We start from the raw sequence: 23,528 nt of genomic DNA, 5'->3' as shown, positions 1-23,528 counted from the left end.
CACCCATCTCATGGGGAGATCCGCCGCGGGTTGGTGGAGATGTGCTGGCCCACCCGCTTGACCAGCATCGCCATCTCGTACGCGATGTGCCCGACGTCGGCGTCGGACGCGGCCAGGACGGCAAGGCAGGTGCCCTGGCCGGCGGCCGTGACGAACAGGAACGCGGCCTCCATCTCCACGATGGTCTGCCTGACCTCGCCCCCGCCGAAGTGCCGCCCCGCGCCCCGCGCCAGGCTCTGGAACCCGGCCGCGACCGCGGACAGGTGCTCCGCGTCCTCCCGGCTCAGCCCCTGGGAGGCGCCAACGACGAGACCGTCGGTGGAGAGGATCACCGCCTGGCGGACGGCGGCGACCCTGCTGATGAGATCGTCGAGCAGCCAGTTCAGTTCGCCGGTCGACGTCGCTTTGCCGGTCATTCGTCACCCTTCTCGCCGTGCGTGGTGTGTGCATGTTCGCCGGGTGCGCCCCCACCCGGCTGATCGGAGTTCTCCCGGCCCCGCAGCGCGCCGCGCTGGAAGGCGCTGAACATCGCCCTGGCCTCCTCCGGCGACCGCTCCTCCACGGTCGGGGCGGACAGCGGCGGCGTCTGCGGCGCCGTCTCCGAGGACTGGGTGCGAAGCTGCGGAGCGATGTTGGCCTGGCGAACCCTGCGCGGCAGGCCGGCGTGGCTTCCGTTGGAGACGGGGCCTCCGGCCCGCTGTCTGCTCGTCCGCTGCGCCAGGCCGTTCGACGCCACCCCCGCGGCGGCGGTCGCCGACTCGGAGGACGGCGAAACGAGCGGCGAAACGGGCGGCGGAGCGGAGGGCGCGGCGGCCGGGCGCGGGTTCTCGAAAGCGGAGCCGAGGGACCGCGAGGAGAGGTCGTCGCGCGTGGCGGGGGGCACGGCCTCGGTCCGCAGGGCGGCCGGCGTGAAGAACGGGGACGGCTCGGACGCGCCCGTGAGCTCCTCCCGGTCCTCCGTCTCCCCGGGAACCTCCCCGGGAACGCCGCCCGGAACGCCGCCCGGAACGTCCCTCGCGACCTCCCCGGCGAGCGTGCGGACTTCCCGGGGCTCACCGGCGGGGGCCGGGCCGCCCAGTCCGAGGTCGGCCTGGAGCGTGTCGCTGAGCGAGATGTCGGTGTCGTTGCCGCCGGCGGCCAGCGCGGGCTTCGCGTGGGCGCCGCGGGAGGCCGGCCCCGAGAGCGCCGCGGGCGAGCCGTCCTCCGCCACCAGGGCCCGGGGGATGAGCACGATCGCGGTCGTGCCGCCGTACGGCGAGCCCCGCAGGACCACCCCGATCTCGTGCCGGGCGGCGAGCTGGCCGACGACGAAGAGCCCGAGCCGGTCGCTGTCCGCCAGGTCGAACTCCGGCGGGTCGGCCAGCCGCGCGTTGATCTCGTCGTACTCCTCGGGCGTCAGGCCGAGACCGCGGTCCTCGATCTCCACCGCGAGCCCGTTGGCGACGACCTCCCCGCGCACCGCCACCTTCGTCTGCGGAGGCGAGAAGATCGTGGCGTTCTCCAGCAGCTCGGCGATCAGGTGCACCACGTCGGCCACGGTCGCGCCGATGATGGCGGCGTTCGGCATCGGGGCCATCGAGACGCGGGTGTAGTCCTCGACCTCGGAGATCGCCGCGCGGACCACGTCGACGAACGGCACCGGCTTGCGCCACGACCGTCCGGGCGCGGAGCCGGACAGGATGATCAGGCTCTCCGCGTGGCGGCGCATGCGGGTGGTCAGGTGGTCGAGCCGGAACAGGTCCTCCAGACCCTCCGGGTCTTCGGCGCGGCGCTGCATCGTGTCGAGCAGCGTGAGCTGGCGGTGCAGCAGGGTCTGCTTGCGGCGGGCCAGGTTGAGGAAGACCTGGCTGACGCCGCGGCGGAGGGCGGCCTGGCCGACGGCGGCCTCCACGGCCGTGCGCTGGACGGAGCTGAACGCGTGCGCGACGTCCTCGACCTCGTTGGACCCCGTCGCCTTGATCGGGGGCGCCTCGGCCTCGACGTCCACGTCCTCGCCCCGCCGCAGCTTGTCGACGACCTGCGGCAGCCGTACCTCGGCGAGTTCGAGCGCGGCGTCGCGCAGGCCGGCGAGGTCGCGGGCGAGACGGCGGCCGAACCGGACGGAGAAGATGATCGTGGCGATGATCACCACGAGACCCAGGCCGCCGGCGATCAGGATGCGGAGCATGATCCCGGTGGCGACCGAGGTGGCGGAGACGCTCAGCGCGTCCGAGGCCTTCAGCCGGGCCGAGTCGAGCCGCATGATCAGCTGGTCGATCGTCGGCGACCACTTCTCGGCGTCCGCGGGGAGCGGGCCGCCGGAGCGCACCTGGTTGACGATCTCGTTCTCCAGGGCGGTGAACCGGTCGAACAGCGGCGAGGTGAGCACCTGCTCGTACGGCGCCCGCATCTCGCCGCCGAGGACCGGCCGGTTCTTGCCGTACAGGAACCGCCGGGTGGCGACCCACTCGCTGAAGGCGTTCTGCTCGTCGGCCGTCATCCTGCCGCTGGCGAGCGCTCCGCGCACGAGGGCGTCCTCACGAGTGATCATCTCGTGCGCGTTGCCCATCCCCTGCATGGCGCTGGCCTGCTGGAAGGTGGCCAGGTCGGGGACCGAGACGAGCCGCTCGTAGAGCGCGAACAGGTCGTCCATCATCGCGTTGTACGCGGTGATCGCGGTCAGCCTGTCGGACCTGCCGAGCGAGACGCCCTCCCGGATCGAGGGCAGGCGTTCGAGGGAGGTCAGCAGGGATTCCAGGGGCGCCAGGAGTTCGTCGCTCATGGCGTCGCGGGTCGCCTCGTCCTCGGCGGACTTCTTGAACTTGTCCGCGGCGGAGGTGGTCTTGGCCTGCTGGGCGGTGAGCGCGGCGGACGTCGTCTGGCCGCTGCTCAGGACGCCGGCGGTCAGCGCGCGTTCGGCCTGGATCTGGGTGCCCAGGTCGGTGGAGGTCGCTCCGATGGTGTCGTACAGCGTCTTGGAGCGCAGGAGGACGAGCCCATCGCCAACCGTGAGCTTTAGGGCAAATCCCCACATAGCACTCAACATGAGCAATGGCAGGAGCAGCAACAAGAAGATCTTGAACCGAATCGACCGGTTTCTCGCACCCATAGCCACTCCTGCGTTGCTGGAGGCTCGCGCCGCATTTATGGGGAAATGCACCTCCGGAAGATCGCACAGAAGGCTAGCACCGATACAGTTCTGGCGCAGTGGGAGGAACTGATGATTACAGTGATCACTGGGGCTGGTGCCGGAATCGGTGCAGCTTCTGCCCTTGATCTCGCCCGTCGAGGTCACCAAATCGTGCTCGTCGGACGCACCCCGGAGAAGCTGCGCGCCGTCGCGGACCGCGCGGAGCAGGCCGGTGGCAGCCGTCCGGACACGCTCCTCGCGGACTTCTCCTCCCTCGATCAGGTGCGCCGGCTGGCGGCGGAGTTGCTGGCGCGGTACGAACGCATCGACGTGCTGATCAACAACGCCGGCGTGATGACGCCCGACCGCCGGACCACCGTGGACGGCAACGAGTGGATGATGCAGGTCAACCATCTGGCGCCGTTCCTGCTGACGAACCTGCTCCTCGACCGGCTCACGGCCTCGTCCGCCCGGGTCGTCACCACCTCGTCCCGGGCCGGGAAGACGGGCCGCCTCGACCCCGCCGACCTGTCCAGGGAGCGGCGGCGCTGGAGCGGCTGGCTGCAGTACGGCGACTCCAAGCAGGCCAACGCGCTGTTCACTGTGTCGCTCGCCGAGCGCGGCCTGGCCGCCACGTGCCTCCATCCCGGGGTGCTCAAGACCTCGTTCGCCGAGGGCACGTTCTTCATGAAGCTGGTCTTCCTCCTGCCCGGCATGGGTGAGCCGCCGGAGGCCGGGGCCGAGCGCCTCGTCCACCTCGCCACCCACCCCGACGGCGTCACGCACCCGGGCCGGTATTTCGTCAAGAACGCTCCCGTACGGGTGCCGGAGACGATGTCCGACCCCGCCCTCGCCGCCGCCCTGTGGGACGCGAGCCTCACCGCGACCGGTCTGTCCGCCTGAAGGAGCGTCTTCCTGGTATCGACAGTCCCAGGAAGACGGGTCATCTGGCTGCTCACCCGCTCGTCTCCGCACCCTGGAGTCACGGATGCGGAACACGACCCGGCTCCGCGGGAGCCGCACTCCGGCCGCCGCGGCCGGGGTGCGGCTCCCGCGACCGGTTGAGGAAAGGGAACAGCAGCCATGAGCACGCTCGCACTCGTCACCGGCGCCACCTCCGGAATCGGCAGGGCCTTCGCCGAGCGCCTGGCCGCCGGCGGCCACGACCTGGTGATCGTGGGCCGGCGGAAGGAACGCCTGGAGGAGTTCGCCGCCTCGCACCCCGAGGTCGAGGTGCGGACCGTGGCCGCCGACCTGTCTACCGACGAGGGCATCGACGCGGTCGCCGAGATCTGCGCGGCCGAGCCGCTGACCATGCTCGTGAACAACGCCGGCGTGTCCCACTACATGCCGCTCGCCGAGCTCCCCGCAGACAAGGCCAGGGAACTCGTGCACGTCAAGGTCGTCGCCCCGACGATGCTCACCCGCGCCGCCGTCGCGGGCATGCGGGAGCGGGGCGAGGGCGCGATCGTCAACGTGGCCGGGATGATCGCCTTCAGCGGTCCCGCGCCGCACTCCCAGATGCCCCGCAGGGCCGTCTACGCCGGCACCCTGGCCCACCTCGTCGCGATGTCCCAGACCCTGAGCGCGGAGCTCGAGGGCACGGGAGTCGCCGTGCAGGTGCTGTGCCCCGGCGTGGTGGCCACCGAGTTCCACGAGCGTCAGGGCCTCGACCTGAGCGCCGTGCCCCGCATGAGCGCCGACGACGTCGTCACGGCCGGCCTGCGCGGCCTGGAGCTGGGCGAGATCGTCTGTGCCCCGGGCGTCGAGGACGCCGGACTTCTGGACGCGGTCTTCCGGGCCGAACTCGCCGCCTTCGGCGCCCAGAGCCCCCAGCTCGCCACGCGCTACCGGGACGTCTGAGCCGGTCCGGCCGAGGCCGGGACCGGAGGTCCGAAGAGTTCGGGGAGTGTTCGCCCGCGGTTGCGCCGGTGCTCACGGACGGGTGACTAGGGTCCGGCCGCATGACCGTGACCGCTCCCGTGACCGCTCCCGTGACCGCTCCCGTGACCGCTCCCGCCCGCCCGTCCGGTAAGGCCGTCGCCCGCGACCCGCTGCTGGACAACGCCAAGTTCCTGGCCATCGTGCTCGTCGTTTCCGGGCATCTCGTCGAGGAGCTGCGGGACGTCCCCGCGGCGCATGCGCTCTACTTCTTCGTCTACCTCTTCCACATACCGCTCTTCATCGTCGTCAGCGGCTATTTGTCCCGAAATTTCACATTTTCTCCGGGTAAGGCGCGCAAGCTCATCAGCGGGCTCGCGGTGCCGTACGTCATCTTCGAGGTGGCCTATTCGCTGCCCCGGTTCTTCCTGTACGGCAAGCTCGAAATCAGCCTGCTGGACCCGTACTACCTGACCTGGTTCCTGATGTCGCTGTTCCTGTGGCGGCTGTCCACACCGGTCTGGCAGCAGTTGCGCCACCCCCTGGTGGTCGCGGTCGGGCTGTGCCTGCTGTCGGGCACCAGCGCCCTGCCCGACGAGTTGTCGATGAACCGGACGTTCGGCCTGCTGCCGTTCTACGTGCTCGGTCTCATGCTCACGCCGGAGCACCTCGACCTCCTGCGCGAACGCCGGGCGAGGATCGCGGGCGGGGCCGTCCTGGCGGCGGTGCTCGCCGCGGCGTTCGCCGTGCACACGATCGTGCCGACGGAGTGGATCCGCTGGCGCCACTCCAACCACCAGATCGGCGTGGACGACCTGACCGGCACGCTGATCCGGCTCGCCATGCTGGCGGTCGGCGCTCTGCTGGTGGCGTCGTTCCTGGCGGTCACCCCGAGCCGCCGCACCTGGTTCACCGGCCTCGGCGCCGCCACGATGTACGCCTACCTGCTGCACGGGTTCGTCGTGAAGGTCGCCGAGCGCTTCCACGACGTCCTCGTCAGCCCGCTCGGCGTGGCCGCCATGGCGGTCCTCGGAGCCGTCCTCGCGGCCCTGCTCTGCACGTCCCCGGTGCGTAGGGCGTTCCGATGGGCGGTGGAGCCCGACGTCTCCTGGGCCTTCACCAGGCTGCGCCGGCCCCCCAGGCGCCCGCAGGAGCCCGCCGCGATGTGACCGGAACTTTCTGTGACAACCCTCCGTTCTGCCGAGTGATGGTGCAGAGTAGGGCGAATCGCGCGGCTGGCGGGGCTGGGTACGGAAGACGGCTCTGTCACGGCACGGTGATACGGGGTAACCTGCGCATTCGCGGTGCAGCCAGGAGCGGTGGAAACGACGGGGTGACGCGGGTGGTCGGCAAACAGGGCAGGGTCACGGGCAGGATCGGGCCGGGCCTTGTCGGCGAGGTGATGGTGCCCATCCGCGGGGGTGTCGAGGCGTTCTACGCCTATCCGAGCGTGCCTGACGAGGAGATCCCGGTGGGGTCGATCGTCATCGTCGTGGAGTATTCGCCCCCGCGCACCGTCTACGTCGCTCGCGCGATCGTCTAACTCGCTCCCTCCTCCTTATCCCCCCACTACACGGAGGCTCCCATGTCCCCGGAGATCCTGGTCGTGGGCGGTGTGGCCGTCGTCGCCCTCATCGTCCTCATTCTCCTGTTCAAGGCCATCTGGCGGGTGGCCGAGCCCAACGAGGCGCTCATCATCTCGGGTCTCGGCGCCCACACGAAGAACGAGCTCGCCGACAGCCTCGGCTTCAAGATCGTAACCGGCAAGGGCACCGCCGTGCTGCCCGGCTTCCAGACCGCCCGGCGCCTGCGGCTCGACAGCCGGGCCACGAACCTGCAGGTCAACTGCGTGACCCAGCAGGGCATCCCGGTCCAGGTGCGCGGCGTGATCATCTACAAGGTGGGCGACGACTTCACCAGCATCGCGAACGCCGCCCGGCGCTTCCTCGACCAGCAGGACTCGATGAACGGCGCCATCCACGAGCTGTTCACCGGCCATCTGCGCTCGATCATCGGCAACCTGACCGTCGAGGACCTCATCCTCAACCGCGAGCGGCTCACCAGCGAAACCCGCAGCTCCGCGGCCGACGAGATGAGCAAGCTCGGCCTGGTGGTCGACTCGCTGCAGATCCAGGAGATCGAGGACGAGACCGGCTACATCACGAACCTGGGCAAGCCGCACGCCGCCAAGATCGCCGCGTCGGCCCGCATCGCGGAGGCGCAGCGCGACCAGGAGGCCACCGAGGCCGAGCAGGTCGCGGCGGCCAAGAAGGCCTCGGCCATCCGCGAGTCGCAGATCCAGCAGGCCGGCTACCAGGCGGAGGTGGACCAGGCGGCGGCCAAGGCGCGGCAGGCCGGCCCGCTGTCGGAGGCCACCGCGCGCCAGGAGGTCGTCGTCCAGGAGACCAGGGCCGCCGAGCTGGAGGCCAAGCTCGCCGAGCAGCGGCTCCAGTCGCAGGTTCGCAAGCCCGCGGACGCCAAGGCGTACGAGACCGTCACACTGTCGCAGGCCGAGCGCGACGCGCGCATCGCGCAGGCCGAGGCGGAGGCGAGGGAGACCGAGCTGCGCGCCACCGCTCAGGCGTCCCAGGTCAAGCAGGCGGCGGCGGCAGACGCCGAGTCGGTGCGGGTGCGCGGTGAGGCCGCCGCGGCGGCGACCAAGGCGACCGGTCTGGGTGAGGCCGAGGCGGCCAAGGCGCGGGGTCTCGCGGAGGCCGAGGCGGCCAAGGCGAAGGGTCTCGCGGAGGCCGAGGCCGCCAAGGCGCGCGGCCTGGCCGAGGCCGAGGCGATCAGGGCCCGCTCGGAGGCGCTGCGGGAGAACCAGGAGGCCGTCATCGCCCAGCAGCTCGCCGAGAACTGGCCGCAGATCGTGGAGGCCGGCGCCAAGGCGTTCGGCAACGTCGACCACATGGTGGTGCTCAACGGCGCCCAGGGCATCGAGGAGATGCTGGCCAAGGCGCTCACGCTGGGCGGCACCGGGCTGGGCCTGGCCCGCTCCCTGCTGGCCGGCGGCAGCCCCGCGGCGGCCAAGGACGGCGCGAGCGTGAACGGCGCCGAGCCCACCACGAAGAACGCCATCGACGCCGCCTCCTGACGGCCCGCGTTCGTCCCCGTCCCACGGACGGGGACGAACGCATCCCATCATCAGCCGTCCGGAGCGAATGCCTATGGCCAGCTGCGGCACCTGGTCAGTCGAAGGACAGCTCGGTCGTACGGCGGGGCATCAGCAGCAGCGCGGCGACGCTGAGCACGGCCACGACGACGAGCGCGATGAAGATGTGGTGGACGGCGTCGTACAGCGCGCCCCGCACGAAGGACGCGGTGGCCGAATGGGCCGCCGCGCCCTGGGCGTTCAGCACCAGGCTGGTGGCGTCGAGGCTGCCGGGCAGCCGCCCCGCGACGTCGGCGGGCGGGTGGGCGAAGCGGTCCGACAGCGTCGCGTTGGAGATGGCGCCGAGCACCGCCGCGCCGACCGTGCTGCCGATCGAGCGGCAGAACATGTTGGTCGCGGTGACCACGCCGCGGCGTTCCCAGCCGACGACCGACTGCACGGCGACCATCGTGGGGCTGGCCGACAGCCCGAGGCCGACGCCGACGACGAAACAGGCGGCCGCGACCTGCCAGATCATCGCGTTCTGGCCGAGCAGCGCGCACAGCACGGTGCCGGCGACCACCACGACGACGCCGATCAGCGCGGTGTCGCGAAACCCGATGCGCATGTAGAAACGGCCGGAGAACGTGGCCGCGAGGGGCCAGCCGACGGTGAGCGCGGCCAGGGCGAAGCCCGCCACCAGCGCGCCGGTGCCCAGCACCCCCTGCGCGTACGTCGGGACGTACGAGGTGAGTCCGATGGTGAGGGCGCCGATGCCGAGGGACACCAGGTTGCCGCCGGTCAGCGTGCGGCGGCGGAACACCCACAGGGGCAGCACCGGCTCGGCCGCGCGGCGCTCCACGAGCACGAAGGCGACGATCAGGAGGACGCCCGCCGCGAAGATCAGCAGGCTGGGCGCCGAGTTCCAGTCCCAGGCGACGCCGCCCTCGAGCAGGCCGAGGATGAGCAGCGAGGAGCCGCCGGTGAGCAGCATCGCGCCCAGGTAGTCGATCCGGTGGGAGCCCCGCTTCACCTGCTCCTTGAAGCGCCGCGCGAGCATCCAGGCGGCCACCGCGCCGAGCGGCAGGTTGATGAAGAAGATCCAGCGCCAGGAGACGTACTCGGAGAACAGGCCGCCGATCGTCGGGCCGACCACCGCCGAGATGCCCCACACGCTGGCGAGGTAGCCCTGGACGCGGGCCCGCTCCTCGACCGTGTACAGGTCGCCGGCCATGGTCATGCTGATCGGCTGCACCGCCCCGGCTCCGATGCCCTGGATCGCGCGGAAGGCGATCAGCGCGGGCATGCTCCAGGCCACCCCGCACAGCACCGACCCGAGCAGGAACGCCGCGATGCCGAAGAACATCACCGGCTTGCGCCCGAACACGTCGGCGAGCTTGCCGTAGATGGGCACGGTCACGGCCTGCGTGAGCAGGTAGATCGAGAACAGCCAGGGGAACTGGGAGAACCCGCCGAGGTCGGTGACGACGGACGGCACCGCGGTGGCGATGATCGTGCTGTCCAGCGCCACCAGACCGGTGCAGAGCATGATGGCGGCGAGCACGGGACCGCGCTCAGACCGTAGCCCGATGCCTTTCGATGTCGTCGTCGTGGTCACGTGAGAGGCTCCCCTGTCCGGCGTGCACGTATACGGGACCCGCCCGCCCGAAGGCGGGAGAGTCCCGGAACAGGGCAACCATCGCACCGCCCCGGACATTCCGGGCGGTATCTCTATTTCAGATGAGTACGTGCGGCTCGGGGTTACCGGCGAAGCAGAACTGGGCGTTGCGGGTCAGCTTGTAGTCGGCCGCCTGCCAGGTGTGGGCGGTGGCGTCCGAGCCGCGCATGTAGATGAAGTTGTACCGGTCGGCCGAGTAGATCCGGACGCCCTCCTCCTTGCAGCGCCGCACGAGCCGGGTGTCCTCGCCCGCGTTGACCGCCTCGAACGGGAACGCCCGCACCAGGTCGGTCTTGGCCAGGATCGTCGCCCCCTGGATGAGGTGGGCGTAGCGGTGCTCCAGCCCGGGCAGGCGGAAGATCGTGACGTCCTGGTCGGGGAAGTACGTGTAGTGGGCGCCCTTGCCGACCATCTCGGCGTCGGCGTAGTCGAAGGCGCGGACCAGGTCCGACAGGTAGTGCTCGCCGTAGATGTTGTCGTCGTCCATCTTGGAGATCAGCTCGCCCTCGGCGTGGGCGATGCCGTGGTTGAGCACCTCGCCGAGCGTCCAGGACGGATCGGCGGTCAGCACCTTCACGGCCGGGATGCCCGCCGCGAGGGCCTTGTCGCGCACGACCGCCGGGTCCTCCGACAGGCCGTGCATGACCAGCACGAGCTCCAGGTTGCGGTGCCGCTGCCGCGCCACCTGGCTGATCGCGTGTTCGAGCTGGCCGGCCCGGTTGGTCGGCAGCACCACGGAGATCGACCGCGACCGCGGGACGACCGGCAGGCCGAGGTCGGTGAGGATCTGGTCGACGCGGTGGGAGAACAGGTGCTTGTCGAACACCTCGCGCATCGCCAGGTGGCCCTGACGCGCCCGCAGCTCGGGACTGTTGATCAGGTAGATCGCCCGGTTGTACGCCTCCTCCTGCGAGTGCGCGACCGGGATGAGCGGGCCGAACGTCTCCTCGATGGCCCGCGACCACCCCGACAGCACCGTGGTCGAGCAGGCCGACAGCTCGAAGACGCGCCGCGCGCACATGGTCGGCGAGTCGATCACCGAGTTCACGTTCAGGAAGACCTTGTACATCTTGTACGCGGCCAGCATCTGCTCGTACGGCAGTTCACCCACGATGTGGGGGCGGTACTCCTCCGGCCAGGCGTACTTGTCGGCCACCGAGGCGTTCCTGGCGTAGATGTGCAGGCCGAGCGGGCGTACGGGCGCGAGGATCGTCTCCATCTGCTCGCGCCGCTCGGGGTGCTTGTCGCGGAAGTACATCCCCGCGAAGACGACGTCGTACGGCCGGCCCTGCTTGGTCTGGATCGGGTTGTGGATCCGGGGCTGGGCGGCGAACTGCAGGGCGCCGACACGGTCATGACCCAACACTTCGCGATATTTCGGGATCATGTCGCCGTCGCACGTGTACACGTAGTCGAACAGCTTGGCCGTGTCGATGAAGAAGTCGAAGTTGGGCGGGTCCTCCTTGTTCCAGAAGACCGTGGGGATGCCCTCCTCGCGGCACCAGGCGATCAGGTCGCGCAGCTCCTGCTTCGGCGCGTTGGTCCCGGTCATCTGGTAGCGCCAGCGGCCCTGGTTGCCGTGCCAGGCCGACTCGCAGAACAGCATCTCGGGACGCTTCTCCGCGAAGATCTCGCGCCAGTCTTGCAGGCCGAACTCGATCTGGTCCCACTCGTACTGGAACGCCATGCGGGAGAAGTCGTCGAGGATCACCGCGACCCGCAGGTCCGGCCGCACGACCGGGCCGTCCGGCCACTTGAGGCCCGGGATCTTGACCTCGGGACCCCGCGCCTCGGCGGCGGCGGCGACCTCGATCGCGGAGGGCGGCGCCTTCGGCGCCTTCTTGCCGTCCTTCATCGCCTTGCTGAGGTCGCGCGGCAGCCGGACGATCTTCTTGGGCTTCGACGCGTTCGTCAGCACCTGCGCGACCCGGTAGGGCTTCTGGGTCTGGGTGGCCTGGAGCCTCCAGAGGGCGTAGTCGGCACGGGCCTCCTGGTAGGCGAGCCGGTTCTCCAGGTCGCGGATCCGCTGCTCGTACTGCTCGACGTGCTTGCGCTCCTCGGGCAGCCAGTTCACCGGCCCCAGCCGCTGGAAACGCGGGCCTTCCGAGGCCTCAGGAGTCTCGTCGGTCTCAGCCATGCTTCCCCCCTCGAGAGAAGAGCCATCGTACGGCTGTCGCCGCCGTTTTCATGCCTAAATAGGGGCTTTAGCGCGCCCGGCCCTTGGCGGCGGGGGAGAGGTTGTCGCCGCGGAGCCAGGCTTCGATGACGCGGGCGATCCGCGGCCCGGCCGCGCCGTCCCACAGCGGCGGCAGCTCGCCGCTCGGCGTGGCCGCGCCGTCCGCGAGCGCCTTGGACGCCGCGGCGGGGAGCGAGGCGGGGGTGACGAGCCGGTTGGTGCCGTGGGTCACGGTGATCGGCCGCTCGGTGTTGGGCCGGACGGTCAGGCAGGGGACGCCCAGCATGGTCGTCTCCTCCTGTACGCCGCCCGAGTCGGTCACCACCAGGGCGGCGCCCCGCACCAGGGACAGGAAGTCCACATAACCGAGCGGGTCCACGATCTTCAACTGAGGCCTGTCCACGAGACCGGCCTCCGCCAGCCGCTGCCGGCCACGCGGGTGGAGCGGAACGACGACCGGCACCTGCTCGGCCACCCCGAGCACGGCGTCGACCAGTTCGCGCGCCGCCTCCGGGTCGTCCACGTTCGCCGGGCGGTGCAGCGTGGCCACCGCGTACCTGCCGTCGATCCCCAGGCGCTCCTGGACGGGCGCCGGGTCGAGCTTCGGCAGCGCGGCGAACAGGCTGTCGATCATCGGGTTGCCGACGAGGTGCACCTTCGCCGGGTCCACGCCCTCGTTGGTCAGGTGTGACAACGCCTCGGGCGAGGTGGCGAACAGCAGATCCGACAGCGCGTCGGTGACGACCCGGTTGACCTCCTCCGGCATCTCCCGGTCGAAGGAGCGCAGGCCCGCCTCGACGTGCGCGGTCGGCACGTGCAGCTTGGCGCAGACGAGGATCGCCGCGAGCGTCGAGTTCACGTCGCCGTACACCACCACGAGCGCCGGGCGGTGTTCGAGCACGACGTCCTCCAGCCCCGTGAGCAGGGCGGCCGTCTGCCGGGCGTGGGTGCCGCTGCCGACGCCGAGGTTCGCGACCGGCTCGGGCAGCCCCAGATCGGCGAAGAACACGTCCGACATCAGCGCGTCGTAGTGCTGGCCGGTGTGGATGATGCCCTGCCGGATTCCGAGCTCGGCCAGCCCCCTGACGACCGGGGCCGCCTTGACGAAGTTGGGCCGGGCGCCCAGTACGTGCAGGACGAGGGGGTTGTCTCTCATCTACCTCGCCTTTCGTCTTTCATCCGGATCTGGGACAAACGTTGCCTATGGTACGGTCGCGCCGTGGAAACCGAGGCCAACAAGCCCGTAAAGGCCGTGTCCGCCGCGTCCGCGAAGGCCGGCCTCGGCGGCTTCCTCCGGGGGTTCGCGAGGAACCCGGTCCTCGTCTCCCGGATCTTCGTGAGCAAGGTCAAGTCCGACCCCATGCGGGTCGCGCAGGCCGCCGCCGACGCGATCCCGCCCGGGGTGCGTCCGGTCGTCGGCCGCGTCGCCTGGCCCGCGGCCCGGTTCGTCAAGGTCAGGACCCGCAAGATCCTGCAGCGTGCGGCCAAGGGCCCGCTGCGGGACGCCAAGGCCAACTTCGACGCCGGCCGGCTGTCCGAGGCGGTCCAGGTGCTCCAGCCGCATGCCCGATGGCCGTTCGTCCGCCGGAGGATGGCCTACTACGAGGGCGAGAAGGCCGCGCTCGGACCAAACCCGATCCCGCCCAAGCCGAAGATCATCATGGGTGAGCGGGTGCCCGGCCGGGTGCTGCACATGGTCACCAACGCCCTGCCCTACACGCAGGCGGGCTACACCGTGCGCACCCACCGCATCGTCACCGCGCAGAAGGCGGCCGGGCTCGACCCCCACATCGTGACGAGCTGGGGCTGGCCCATGCTCCAGGGGCACACCGACGCCGAGCCGTACGAGGAGATCGACGGCATCCCCTACTACCGGCTGCTGCCCAAGGACGAGGTGCCGTTCGAGAGCCAGGGGCGGATGATCCGCGGCGCCGCGGACGTCTCGGAGCTGGTCCGGACCCTCCGCCCGCAGGTCCTGCACGCGGCGACCGACCACCGCAACGGCTCGGTCGCGCTCGCCGTGCGCGAGCGGACGAACACCCCCTTCGTGTACGAGGTGCGCGGCTTCCTGGAGGAGACCTGGGTCTCCCGCGACCCCGCCAGGATCGGCAGCGAGCGGCACACGCTGCAGCGTGAGCGCGAGGCGCAGATCATGCGCGAGGCCGACGCGGTCGTCACGCTCGCCGAGACGATGGCCACCGAGATCGTGGAGCGCGGCGTGCCCAGGGAGCGCATCTTCCTCGCGCCCAACGCCGTGGACGACTCCCTGCTGACGGCCGACTACGACGGCGAGGCGTTCCGCGACCGGTTCGGGATCGGCCGGGACGAGATCGTGGTGGGCTCGGTGTCGAGCATCGTCGCCTACGAGGGCTTCGCCACGCTGCTGAACGCCGCCGCGCTGCTGCGCGACGCGGGAACGCCGGTGAAGGTCCTGCTGGTCGGAGACGGGGCCGAGCGGCCCGCGCTGCTCGAACAGGTCGAACGGCTCGGCCTGAAGGAGGCGATCCTGCCCGGCCGGGTGGGCCCGGACGAGGCGTTGCAGGCGCAGGCGGCCATCGACATCTTCGCCTGCCCCCGTGAGGACCTGCGTGTCTGCCGCCTCGTCACCCCGCTTAAGCCGGTCGAGGCGATGGCGCTCGGCAAGCCGGTCGTGCTGAGCGACCTGCCCGCGCTCGCGGAACTCGTCGGCGGCGAGGGAGCCGGTCTGCTGGTGCCGCCCGGCGATCCGGCCGCGCTGGCGAAGGCGCTCGCCGCGCTGCGCGACGATCCGGAGCGCCGCCGCGCCATGGGCGAGGCGGGTAAGGCCGAGGTCGCCGCCCACCGGACCTGGAGCAGCCTGGCCCGCACCTACCGCGAGATCTACCAGTCCTTGACCGAAAGCTGATAAACAGCAGGAAGTCGGATGTGTTGCATCAGGCATGCTTGGTTCCGAGTTGAGATAACCTTTGCCACCATGAAGTGTTGTTTCCGCCCCCAGGTTCCCCCCAAGGCCTCGTCGTGACAGCCTTCGATCTCACGATCATCGGGCTGGGATACGTGGGCATGCCGCTGGCCAAGGAGGCCACGGCGGCGGGCCTGCGGGTGGCTGGTCTGGACGTCGACCCCCGTAAGGTCGATGCCCTGAACGCCGGCCGCTCCTACATCGACGACCTGACGGACGCCGACCTCGACGCGATGCTCACCGGCGGCTTCACGGCCACGCTGGACGCGTCCGTGCTGTCGCGGTCGCGCACGATCGTCATCTGCGTCCCGACGCCGCTGGACGAGGACCACCGTCCGGACCTGTCGGCCGTCGAGGGTGCCACCCGGACCATCGCAGAACACCTTCAGGCGGGAACGCTCGTCGTGCTGGAGTCCACCACGTGGCCCGGCACCACCGACGAGCTGGCGCGGCCGATCCTCGAGCAGTCCGGACTGGTGGCCGGCAAGGACTTCCACCTGGCGTTCTCGCCCGAGCGGATCGACCCGGGCAACCCCAAGTTCGGCCTGCGCAACACTCCCAAGGTCGTCGGCGGTTACACCGCCGCATGCAAGGAGCGCGCGGTTGCCTTCTACGCCCAGTTCGTCGAGCGGGTCGTGCCGGTCAGCGGCACCCGCGAGGCGGAGATGGCCAAGCTGCTTGAGAACACCTACCGGCACGTCAACATCGCCCTCGTCAACGAGATGGCGATCTTCTGCGACGAGCTCGGCGTGAACCTGTGGGAGGCCATCGAGGCGGCCTCCACCAAGCCCTTCGGCTTCCAGAAGTTCCTGCCGGGCCCCGGCGTCGGCGGGCACTGCATCCCCGTCGACCCGTCGTACCTGTCGTACACGGTGCGCAAGCTCGGCTATCCCTTCCGGTTCGTCGAGCTGGCCCAGGAGATCAACGAGCGGATGCCGTCGTACGTGGTGGCCCGCGTGCAGCGGCTGCTCAACCGGGCCCGCAAGCCCGTGAACGGCTCGCGCGTGCTGCTCCTCGGCGTGACGTACAAGCCGGACATCGCCGACGAGCGGGAGACGCCGGCGATTCCCGTGGCGGAGGCGCTCCTGGAGCTGGGCGCCGAGCTGTCGTTCTGCGACCCGTACGTCAAGGAGTGGGCGGTCGAGGGCAGGCCGATCCCCCGCCAGGAGGATCTCGCCGAGGCGGCCGCCACCGCCGACGTGGTGGTCCTGCTCCAGCAGCATTCGGCCTTCGACCTTGACGTCGTGGAGGAGCGAGCCCCTCTCGTCCTGGACACTCGCGGCGTTCTGGCCACGAGCGAACGCGTCGAGCGGCTGTAGGAAGGGTTTCGCGCGTGCACGTGCTCGTCATGACGGTGGTGCATCACCCCGAGGATGCCCGGATCCTGCACCGGCAGATTCGGGCGCTCGTCGACGCCGGTCATGAGGTCACGTACGCCGCGCCGTACACCGCGCGGGGAGTCGTGCCGCGTTCGTGGGTGACGGGTGTGGACCTGCCCAGGGCCGCCGAGCGGCGCCGCCTGGCGGCGGTGCGGGCGGCGCGCAAGCTTTTCAAGAGCATGCGCGGCAAGGTCGACCTGGCCCTCATCCACGACCCCGAGTTGCTGTTCGCGGTCGCCGGGGTGCGCGGTCGCCCGCCGGTCGTCTGGGACGTGCACGAGGACACCCCCGCGACGCTGTCGCTCAAGCCGTGGCTGCCGGCGTTCCTGCGCCCGCCGATGCGCTTCCTCGCCCGGCTCCTCGAAACCACCGCGGAGCGCCGGCTGCACCTGCTGCTGGCCGAGGTGGCGTACGCGGGCAGGTTCAAACGCCAGCACCTCGTGGTGCCGAACGAGACATGGGTGCCCGACCGGGTCAGCCCGCCCGGCGACGATCGCATCGTCTACCTGGGCTGGCTGTCGGAGGCCCGGGGCGTCCAGGAGGCCGTCGAGGTGGCCCGCCTGCTCCAGCCGCACCGGGTGGCCGTGGAGCTCATCGGCTACGCCGACCCGCAGAGCCGCCCCCTGCTGAACGAGGCCGTCGCCCAGGGCGTGCTGGAGTGGCGCGACTTCATGCCGAACGACGAGGCGCTCAAGCGGCTCGACGGCGCGCTCGCCGGGCTCTCGCTGCTGCACGACGAGCCCAACTACCGCCACTCGATGCCCACGAAGATCGTGGAGTACATGGCGCACGGCATCCCGGTCATCACCACCCCCTCGCCGCGTGCCGTGGAGCTCGTCGAGCGCTACCAGTCCGGTCTGGTCGTCCCCTGGCAGAACCCCCAGGCGGTGGCGCGGGCGGTGCTACAGCTCAGGGACAACCCCTTCGAACGGATCGGGACCGGTGGACGCGGCTACGCCGCCGCGCGGGCGAACCACCACTGGCCCAACTCCGCGCGCCGGTTCGTCACCCAGTTAGAGGCGTGGGCGGGCGTCAAGAGCTGAACGCGCGGTGAACACCGCTCCGGACGGCTCGTGACGCCGGCCGGGCAGTGCGAAGATCCGGGTAGTCTGGGCGCGTCAAGATCATTTGAACGACGGGCGGTAGTGTCCTGAAAGTGCGCTGGCTCACTCTGATCCTGGGCGTGGCGATTCTCGCCGGTGTCGCATCAGTGGTGATCGTTCTTCGCGACGGGAGCACCGGCTCCGGCACGGCCAGCGCCGGGCAGACCACCCCCTCGACCCCCATGATCGGGTCGCCCGCGCACAGCGAGTTCACCGACCCCTGCGGAACGTTCGAGACCGCGGCGACCACGCCGTACGCCGTGAGCGGCTACTGGCTGATCCCGACCTCCGATCCCTGCACGTGGCGACGCCAGCTGGAGGCCATCCACCGCCTCGGCGGTGACACGGTCGTGCGCCTCGGCTTCGGCCTGTCGCCGCGCGAGACCGACGACGCGGGCCAGGTCCTGGAGGCGTCGACTCCGGCGGGGAAGGACCCCAAGCCCGACGCCAGGTACGCCCGCTGCGTCGAGAACGGGCTGTCCTGCATGAAGGCGGCGGAGAAGGAGCTCCAGGCGGCCAACGCGGGCAACAGCATCACGAGGACGTACGTCTACCGCACCGACGAGCGGTTCGGCCCCGGCATCCTCCGCTGCCCGCAGATGGAGCACGAGGTCGTCGTGGGGGACGCCGTCTTCTTCCGGCTCCTCGCGCCCGAGGACGGCTCGGACGACCCCACCTGCGACTTCACCCGCGAGGGGCGCGGCTACCACCTGATCCTCGTCTCGGCGGGCGCCAGGGACAGCCTCAGCGAGCTGCTCGACCTCGGCGACCGGTTCGGCATCAAGGTCTTCCCCGCCCTGCCGCTCGCGCCGCGCGACCCCAAGGAGTCCACCCGTGCCGACCCCCGCCACATCGGCACGCTCACCACACTGACCCGGCGGGTCCTGCAGGACTACGGCGACCGCTTCAAGGGCCGCGAGTCGCTGGGCGGCGTCTACCAGCCGTTCGAGCTGCAGCTGCGGGACTGGCCCGACCCGAGCAAGGTCCAGACGCTCCAGGTGTACGCCGAGCAGCACCTGATCGTCGAGCAGGAGCTGCCGGACAAGCCGATCCTGGTGAGCCCGTACATCGACAGCCGCAGACGGGTGAAGTACACCTCCACGCCCGGTCAGGTGGCCCAGGGCTTCAAGGCCCTCGCGCGCACCGGGGTGGAGATCATCGCTCCGCAGGACGGCAGGGGCACGGGCAAGGTCGGCCTGTTCTGGCCCAACTGGAAGAACAAGGCGGTGGACGACAGCCTCAAGCCGGTCGTCGGCGAGAGCACGTACGCCACCGCCTACTACGGCGGCACACGGGACTACTACCGCGCGATGTCGCTGGCCCGCCAGGAACTGGTCCAGGAGGGCGTCCAGGTGGAGCTGTGGGCCAACGTCGAGGCGTTCGAGCCGTCCACCGCGACCGAGCGCTGCGGCCGCCAGGGCACCCGCGGGCGCACCGACAAGCCCAGGCTGGACACGCAGGTGACGCTCGCCGCGCCGTACGTGTCGAAGATCATCTCGTACATGTGGAGCGACTTCTTCACCTGCGGCTCGCCGTCGCTGTCCCAGCAGATCGCGGCGGACTGGGACCGCCCGATCCCGATCGAGGCGCAGCGGCGCGCGCGGCAGATCCAGGACGGCCTGGAGATCCGCGGCTACCACCTCGACTCGGCCAAGGTCACGCTGAACTGGACGGGCCTGGACACGCCGCGGGTCGTCGACTCGGCCACGGTCGGCTGGCACGACACCACGCCGATCCAGGGGCTGCCGGAGGGCACGGAGAAGATCTGGATCCCGGTGGACTGGGCCACGGTCCCCGACGGCGTCTGGATACGGGTGGAGGTCACCTCCGCCGACGGCAGGAAGTCCGCCGAACCGGTCTACTACCACCACACCGGCTGACCGCCCTCCGCTCTCGCCGGTTCCCGGGTCCGCTCTGTGCCCGGTGCACCTGCCGCCGGACGCGCAGGCGGTGCGCATCCAGGGCACGGTGGACAACGACGCGCAAATCTACTTCAACGGCCGGCTCCTGCAGAGCGCCAAGGGCGGCAACTGCGCCGCCGGGGCGATCGACGTCGTGGTGCCCGCGACCTACCTCGACTGCTGCAACCTGCTCGCCGTACGCGGCCACGACGCCGGCGTGGCGACCTACCTGAACCTCCGCGTGACCTACGTCAAACCCCACGCAGGCGCTCTGACGTTCCCGGCGGTGCGTCGCCCGGCATCGGCCGCGCTGTATCGGTCGTGCTGTATCGGTCGTGCTGTATCGGTCGTGCTGTATCGGTCGTGCTGTATCGGTCGTGCTGTGCCGGGCGGCGTCCGGGGACGCGTATTCCGGTTACGGGGATGTGGAGCGGTGATGAAGCTGCCGCGCGGGGCCGGGTCGGCTGACTCCGGACGGCCCGAGCCGCGGCCCGCGTCCTGTAGCGTGCTGAACATGATCCCGCGTATCCCTGTCAGCGTGGATCTCGTCGTGCTCACCGTCAGGTCCCAGCAGCTCAGCGCCCTCGTCTGGCGGCGCGACCGGCCGCCGTACGAGGGCCGGTGGGCGCTCTCCGGCGGTTTCATCAAGCTGGAGGAGGACCTTCCCGCCGCGGCGGCCCGCGTGCTGGCCGAACGGGCCGGCCTTCCCGGGGCGCCGGTCCACCTGGAGCAACTCCAGACCTACGGCTATCCGGACCGCGATCCGCGCCAGCGGGTCGTCAGCGTGGCCTACCTGGGCCTCGCCCCCGACCTGCCCGCGTCCACCGAGGCCCATATGAGCTGGCAGCCGGTGGCCGAGCTGACGGCGATGGCCTTCGACCACCGCAGGATCATGCTCGACGGCGTGGAGCGGGCCAGGGGCAAACTCGAATACACCTCGCTCGGCGCCGCCTTCTGCCCGCCCGAGTTCACGGTCGCGGAGCTGCGCCGCGTCTACGAGATCGTCTGGGGCCGTCCGCTCGACCCGCGCAACTTCCACCGGAAGGTCACCAAGACGGAGGGCTTCCTCGTGCCCACCGGACACACCACGACCAGGGACGGCGGCCGTCCCGCCATGCTCTACCGCCGGGGGCCCGCCGTGCTGCTGCACCCGCCCATGCTGCGCACCTGACCGGCGCGCCCGGCAGAGCGGCGGGCGTGCTGGGTGGGCGGGGTGTGTCGGGCGGGAGGCGCTGGTTTGGTCGGCGGGCGGGGTGCCTCGGGCGGGGCCTGGTTTGGTTGGCGGGCGGGTTCGCGGGACTGCGCCGCCTGGAAGCTCCGGTCCTCGCGAAGTCCGCTTCGCTGGACCTTCGCTGCGGTCCTCGCTCCCAGCCGCTCCGCCCCGCCCCTCAGGTCGGCTTGGCCGGCAGGCACTCCCTCAGTGCGGTGACCAGACCCCGTTCTGCCCGTGACCGTCCTCAGGTTTCCCGAGCATCCGGACTGGGAGACAGGACAGCCGTCACGAATGCCCCGACTCACAGCGATCTTTCAGGATATATTCCGGCCTATGCTGGCTGCGGCCCCCCGCATCACCGATGCGCCGGCCATTCCCTCCGGACCGTCCCGGCTGCGCGTTCTCGACCTGCTGCGGTTCTGCGCGGCGCTCGGCGTCGTCCTTTTCCACTTCGGCGAGACGCGCGCCTGGGGCACGCCCAACGCCTTCCCCGCGCTGAGCACGGTGACCATGTTCGGCGTGTACGGCGTGCGCCTGTTCTTCCTGATCAGCGGATTCGTAATCCTCATGAGCGCCTGGGGCCGCACGCCCGGCCATTTCGCGTCGTCCCGGATCGCCCGGCTGTTCCCGGCGTACTGGGCGAGCGTGCTCGCCCTGGGCGGCCTGGCCGTCGGCGGATTGATCACCGACCACCGGCCGAGCCTCACCGAGCTGCTGGCCAACATGACGATGCTCCAGCACGGCTTCGCCGTGCGTGACCTGGAGATCGTCTACTGGACGCTGTGGCAGGAACTGGTCTTCTACGCCCTCATCGCCTGTCTCGCGGCCGTGGGGATCACCTACCGCCGGTGCCTGGCGTTCATGGGGGCGTGGGTGCTGCTGCTGGCGATCGCCGACCGGGTGAACGCCGACCTGCTGCAGGCGGTGCTCGTCCCGTTCAGCGCGCCGTACTTCATCGCGGGGATGGCCCTCTATCTCGTCCACCGCTTCGGCGGGTCGCTGTTCCCCTGGCTGTTCGTGGGGGTGGGGTGGACGCTCGGGCTCTACACGGCGCTGGACGGGGAGCCGACGGCGGTCCGCAGATACGGGCAGGCGCTGGGTTCGGCGCTCGTGGTGGGCGTGATCTCACTGATCTTCCTGGTGATGATCCTCGTGGCGGTCGGCGCGTTCGACCGGATCGACTGGCGGTGGCTCACCTTCCTCGGCGCCCTGACCTACCCGCTCTACCTCTTCCACCACCACGTCGGGTTCCTGCTCATCCAGTGGCTCCACCCGGTGCTGGGCAACCGCCTCACGCTCCCGCTGGCCGTGGCCGCCGCGCTCGTGGTCGCGTACGGTGTGCACCGGCTGATCGAGCGGCCCGTGCAGCCCCGGATGCGCGCGGCCCTGGACCGCTCGCTCACGGCCGACGCCGGCCGCGTCCCCTTGACGGAGACGGCGGCCGCCTCTCCCGTGTCCCCAGTGCCTTCGCCGGTGTCTACAGTGCCTTCGCCGGTGTCCCTGCCTCCGGGAGCACAGGCGCCGTACGCGGAGGCGACGCCCGGGGCCGGCTATTTGCCGCGGGGCGGGTAGACCTCGCCGGGACGCAGCTTGCGGCCCTGCAGCAGGGTCGTCAGCGTGACGAACTTGTAGTGCTGCTTCTCCAGCTCGGTGAGCACGCCGGGCATGGCCTTGACCGTCTCGGGGACGATGTCGTGCAGCAGGATCACGCCGTTGCGCTTGGCGAGCTTCAGCGTGCGCTGGGCGATCACCTTGGTGTCGCGGGCCTGCCAGTCGAGCGTGGACCCCGTCCACAGGATCTGCGGCAGCCCCAGATCGGCCATGAGACTCGCGATCCTGGAGTCGGTCGCGCCGTTCGGCGGACGCATGTAGTCCGGCATCTTGCCGATCGTCTGATTGATGATGTTCGAGGTGCTCGATACCTCTTCGAGCACTTCACCGTCGGACAGCTTGGTGAGCGAGGGGTGGGTCCAGGTGTGGTTGCCGATGTCGTGCCCCTCCTCGTAGATCCGCCGGGTGAGCTCGGGACGGTAGGCGACCTTCCTGCCGAGCAAGAAGAAGGTGGCCTTCGCCTTGTGCTTCTTCAGCGTGTCGAGCAGCGCCGGGGTGTAGGGCCACGGGCCGTCGTCGAAGGTGAGGGCGATGCACTTGTATCGGGCGCAGTAGGGCTCGTCCTTCTTCTTCGCCTCGGCCTTCTTCACTTCGACAGGGGTCGCGGCCTTCGCCGTCACGGCCGCCGTCTCGGTGGTCGCGGCGGTCGCGGGTCCGGCCGCGGCGGGGACGACGCACACGCCGGCTGCGCAGACACCGGCCATCACGATTCTTACTTTCCGCCACATGTCGGTGGATCTTAGTGCTTGTCCCCGGGCGTGACAGGTGACGAAGACGGCTCCGTAGGTGCGGCCTTCGCCATCGCACGGCTGCGAAGTACCTCAAGAACATGAAGACGGAGGAACTGTTCGCCGTCCCGTTCGGGCCGCTGGAGGCGGCCGCGGGTGAGCGAACCGCCGAGCGGCTTCGCGGCAAGTGGAAGGGCTCGGCCGGTGACATGGCGGGGGACTCGTTGACCTGGAAGGAGGTGCGCGCGATCCCGAGCGAGCCCGACAAGCTCCGGAGCTACCTGGAAGAGCGCATCACCCGGCAGCTGACGGTGAACCCTGGCTCTGGGACAGATGTGGAGGAGGCGACGGCGCACATCCTTCTGCGCGACTGTGTGGGCATCATCAGTGGCCTGCCCGCCTCGCCCGAGGTCCGTGCGTCCGCGTACCGGGTCCTCGCGTCTCTGCCCGGCATACGGGCCGAGGGGGAGACGGCAGACCCGCTGGGCCGGCGCGGGCAGGCGCTCGGCTATCAGGAGGAGATAGAGCCGGGCCTGTTCACCAAGGTTCAGCTCGTGGTCGATCCCGGCACCGGCCTGCTTCTCGCCGAGGTGAGGACGAACACGACCACGCTCGCGAACGGGCGGCAGGCGGAGCTCCGTGTCTCCACCTCCTATCGGGCGATCGGCTGGACCGACGACCGGCCCGAACTGCCCGCACGCCGGGACTGAACCGCTC

18 protein-coding genes are annotated in these 23,528 nt (G+C 70.5%); 12 read left to right on the top strand and 6 right to left on the bottom strand.

All coding sequences use genetic code 11. From position 1 onward, the window contains the following. Positions 1 to 8 precede the first annotated feature (8 nt). Positions 9 to 416 (bottom strand): roadblock/LC7 domain-containing protein, encoded by a 408-nt coding sequence (locus ACQEVJ_RS43360; protein WP_030507694.1) that lies wholly within the window; start codon positions 414 to 416, stop codon positions 9 to 11. Continuing rightward, entirely contained in the window at positions 413 to 3,013 is a 2,601-nt protein-coding gene (locus ACQEVJ_RS43355) for a sensor histidine kinase (RefSeq protein ID WP_433111081.1), read from the bottom strand. Before ACQEVJ_RS43355 ends, ACQEVJ_RS43360 begins: the two co-directional genes overlap by 4 nt. 186 nt (positions 3,014 to 3,199) lie before the next feature. Here ACQEVJ_RS43355 and ACQEVJ_RS43350 point away from each other — a divergent pair, with 186 nt between their 5' ends. The 5 genes from ACQEVJ_RS43350 (at position 3,200) to ACQEVJ_RS43330 (ending at position 8,084) form a co-directional block, all read left to right on the top strand. Beyond that, on the top strand, positions 3,200 to 4,012 hold the full coding sequence (locus ACQEVJ_RS43350) for an SDR family NAD(P)-dependent oxidoreductase (protein WP_433111079.1): 813 nt from the start codon (positions 3,200 to 3,202) through the stop codon (positions 4,010 to 4,012). A 180-nt stretch (positions 4,013 to 4,192) separates the two neighbouring features. Then, positions 4,193 to 4,972 (top strand): SDR family NAD(P)-dependent oxidoreductase, encoded by a 780-nt coding sequence (locus ACQEVJ_RS43345; RefSeq protein ID WP_433111077.1) that lies wholly within the window; start codon positions 4,193 to 4,195, stop codon positions 4,970 to 4,972. A 101-nt stretch (positions 4,973 to 5,073) separates the two neighbouring features. Next, on the top strand, positions 5,074 to 6,159 hold the full coding sequence (locus ACQEVJ_RS43340) for an acyltransferase family protein (RefSeq protein ID WP_433111075.1): 1,086 nt from the start codon (positions 5,074 to 5,076) through the stop codon (positions 6,157 to 6,159). 164 nt (positions 6,160 to 6,323) lie between these two features. Then, positions 6,324 to 6,533, top strand: coding sequence for a hypothetical protein (locus tag ACQEVJ_RS43335; protein WP_433111074.1), 210 nt, complete (start codon positions 6,324 to 6,326; stop codon positions 6,531 to 6,533). A gap of 42 nt (positions 6,534 to 6,575) precedes the next feature. Next, positions 6,576 to 8,084 (top strand): SPFH domain-containing protein, encoded by a 1,509-nt coding sequence (locus ACQEVJ_RS43330; RefSeq protein ID WP_433111072.1) that lies wholly within the window; start codon positions 6,576 to 6,578, stop codon positions 8,082 to 8,084. A gap of 94 nt (positions 8,085 to 8,178) precedes the next feature. On the opposite strand, the gene ACQEVJ_RS43325 is transcribed toward ACQEVJ_RS43330, so the two are convergent. The 3 genes from ACQEVJ_RS43325 to wecB form a co-directional block, all read right to left on the bottom strand. Then, positions 8,179 to 9,699: an MDR family MFS transporter gene (locus ACQEVJ_RS43325; RefSeq protein WP_433111070.1), complete on the bottom strand. Its 1,521-nt coding sequence runs from the start codon at positions 9,697 to 9,699 to the stop codon at positions 8,179 to 8,181. 118 nt (positions 9,700 to 9,817) lie between these two features. Further along, a complete protein-coding gene (locus tag ACQEVJ_RS43320) occupies positions 9,818 to 11,896 on the bottom strand; it encodes a glycosyltransferase family protein (RefSeq protein ID WP_433111068.1) in 2,079 nt (692 codons plus the stop codon). 67 nt (positions 11,897 to 11,963) lie between these two features. Further along, a complete protein-coding gene (gene wecB / locus ACQEVJ_RS43315) occupies positions 11,964 to 13,091 on the bottom strand; it encodes a non-hydrolyzing UDP-N-acetylglucosamine 2-epimerase (protein WP_433111066.1) in 1,128 nt (375 codons plus the stop codon). A 63-nt stretch (positions 13,092 to 13,154) separates the two neighbouring features. Here wecB and ACQEVJ_RS43310 point away from each other — a divergent pair, with 63 nt between their 5' ends. From ACQEVJ_RS43310 to ACQEVJ_RS43285, 6 genes are all read left to right on the top strand, one after another. Further along, positions 13,155 to 14,819, top strand: coding sequence for a glycosyltransferase family 4 protein (locus ACQEVJ_RS43310; protein WP_433111064.1), 1,665 nt, complete (start codon positions 13,155 to 13,157; stop codon positions 14,817 to 14,819). Between the two features lie 113 nt (positions 14,820 to 14,932). Further along, positions 14,933 to 16,195 carry a nucleotide sugar dehydrogenase gene (locus ACQEVJ_RS43305; RefSeq protein WP_433111062.1) on the top strand — a complete coding sequence of 421 codons (1,263 nt, stop codon included), beginning with the start codon at positions 14,933 to 14,935 and terminating at the stop codon, positions 16,193 to 16,195. Positions 16,196 to 16,209: 14 nt separating this feature from the next. Then, positions 16,210 to 17,298, top strand: a complete 1,089-nt coding sequence (locus tag ACQEVJ_RS43300; protein ID WP_433111060.1) for a glycosyltransferase — start codon at positions 16,210 to 16,212, stop codon at positions 17,296 to 17,298. 113 nt (positions 17,299 to 17,411) lie between these two features. After that, entirely contained in the window at positions 17,412 to 19,238 is a 1,827-nt protein-coding gene (locus tag ACQEVJ_RS43295) for a DUF4434 domain-containing protein (protein WP_433111058.1), read from the top strand. 535 nt (positions 19,239 to 19,773) lie between these two features. Further along, positions 19,774 to 20,430 (top strand): NUDIX hydrolase, encoded by a 657-nt coding sequence (locus ACQEVJ_RS43290; RefSeq protein WP_433113282.1) that lies wholly within the window; start codon positions 19,774 to 19,776, stop codon positions 20,428 to 20,430. A 375-nt stretch (positions 20,431 to 20,805) separates the two neighbouring features. Further along, positions 20,806 to 22,044 (top strand): acyltransferase family protein, encoded by a 1,239-nt coding sequence (locus tag ACQEVJ_RS43285; protein WP_433111056.1) that lies wholly within the window; start codon positions 20,806 to 20,808, stop codon positions 22,042 to 22,044. Here ACQEVJ_RS43285 and ACQEVJ_RS43280 read toward each other — a convergent pair. Continuing rightward, positions 22,023 to 22,787, bottom strand: coding sequence for a polysaccharide deacetylase family protein (locus ACQEVJ_RS43280; RefSeq protein WP_433113280.1), 765 nt, complete (start codon positions 22,785 to 22,787; stop codon positions 22,023 to 22,025). The genes ACQEVJ_RS43285 and ACQEVJ_RS43280 overlap by 22 nt on opposite strands. A gap of 125 nt (positions 22,788 to 22,912) precedes the next feature. Between ACQEVJ_RS43280 and ACQEVJ_RS43275 the strand changes: the two genes are divergently transcribed. After that, positions 22,913 to 23,521 (top strand): hypothetical protein, encoded by a 609-nt coding sequence (locus tag ACQEVJ_RS43275; protein ID WP_433111054.1) that lies wholly within the window; start codon positions 22,913 to 22,915, stop codon positions 23,519 to 23,521. The last annotated feature ends 7 nt before the right edge of the window (positions 23,522 to 23,528 follow it).

It is taken from the genome of Microbispora sp. CA-102843, from assembly GCF_050936215.1.
In the GTDB taxonomy this organism is placed as follows: Bacteria; Actinomycetota; Actinomycetes; order Streptosporangiales; family Streptosporangiaceae; genus Microbispora.
This window is presented reverse-complemented; position numbering and strand designations above follow the sequence as displayed.

Excerpts from the sequence above, each read along its gene's own strand:
- ACQEVJ_RS43360 (WP_030507694.1), bottom strand. The coding sequence starts at position 416 with ATGACCGGCAAAGCGACGTCGACCGGCGAACTGAACTGGCTGCTCGAC.
- ACQEVJ_RS43355 (WP_433111081.1), bottom strand. The coding sequence starts at position 3,013 with ATGTGGGGATTTGCCCTAAAGCTCACGGTTGGCGATGGGCTCGTCCTC.
- ACQEVJ_RS43350 (WP_433111079.1), top strand. The coding sequence starts at position 3,200 with ATGATTACAGTGATCACTGGGGCTGGTGCCGGAATCGGTGCAGCTTCT.
- ACQEVJ_RS43345 (WP_433111077.1), top strand. The coding sequence starts at position 4,193 with ATGAGCACGCTCGCACTCGTCACCGGCGCCACCTCCGGAATCGGCAGG.
- ACQEVJ_RS43340 (WP_433111075.1), top strand. The coding sequence starts at position 5,074 with ATGACCGTGACCGCTCCCGTGACCGCTCCCGTGACCGCTCCCGTGACC.
- ACQEVJ_RS43330 (WP_433111072.1), top strand. The coding sequence starts at position 6,576 with ATGTCCCCGGAGATCCTGGTCGTGGGCGGTGTGGCCGTCGTCGCCCTC.
- ACQEVJ_RS43320 (WP_433111068.1), bottom strand. The coding sequence starts at position 11,896 with ATGGCTGAGACCGACGAGACTCCTGAGGCCTCGGAAGGCCCGCGTTTC.
- wecB (WP_433111066.1), bottom strand. The coding sequence starts at position 13,091 with ATGAGAGACAACCCCCTCGTCCTGCACGTACTGGGCGCCCGGCCCAAC.
- ACQEVJ_RS43290 (WP_433113282.1), top strand. The coding sequence starts at position 19,774 with ATGATCCCGCGTATCCCTGTCAGCGTGGATCTCGTCGTGCTCACCGTC.
- ACQEVJ_RS43285 (WP_433111056.1), top strand. The coding sequence starts at position 20,806 with ATGCTGGCTGCGGCCCCCCGCATCACCGATGCGCCGGCCATTCCCTCC.
- ACQEVJ_RS43280 (WP_433113280.1), bottom strand. The coding sequence starts at position 22,787 with ATGGCCGGTGTCTGCGCAGCCGGCGTGTGCGTCGTCCCCGCCGCGGCC.
- ACQEVJ_RS43275 (WP_433111054.1), top strand. The coding sequence starts at position 22,913 with ATGAAGACGGAGGAACTGTTCGCCGTCCCGTTCGGGCCGCTGGAGGCG.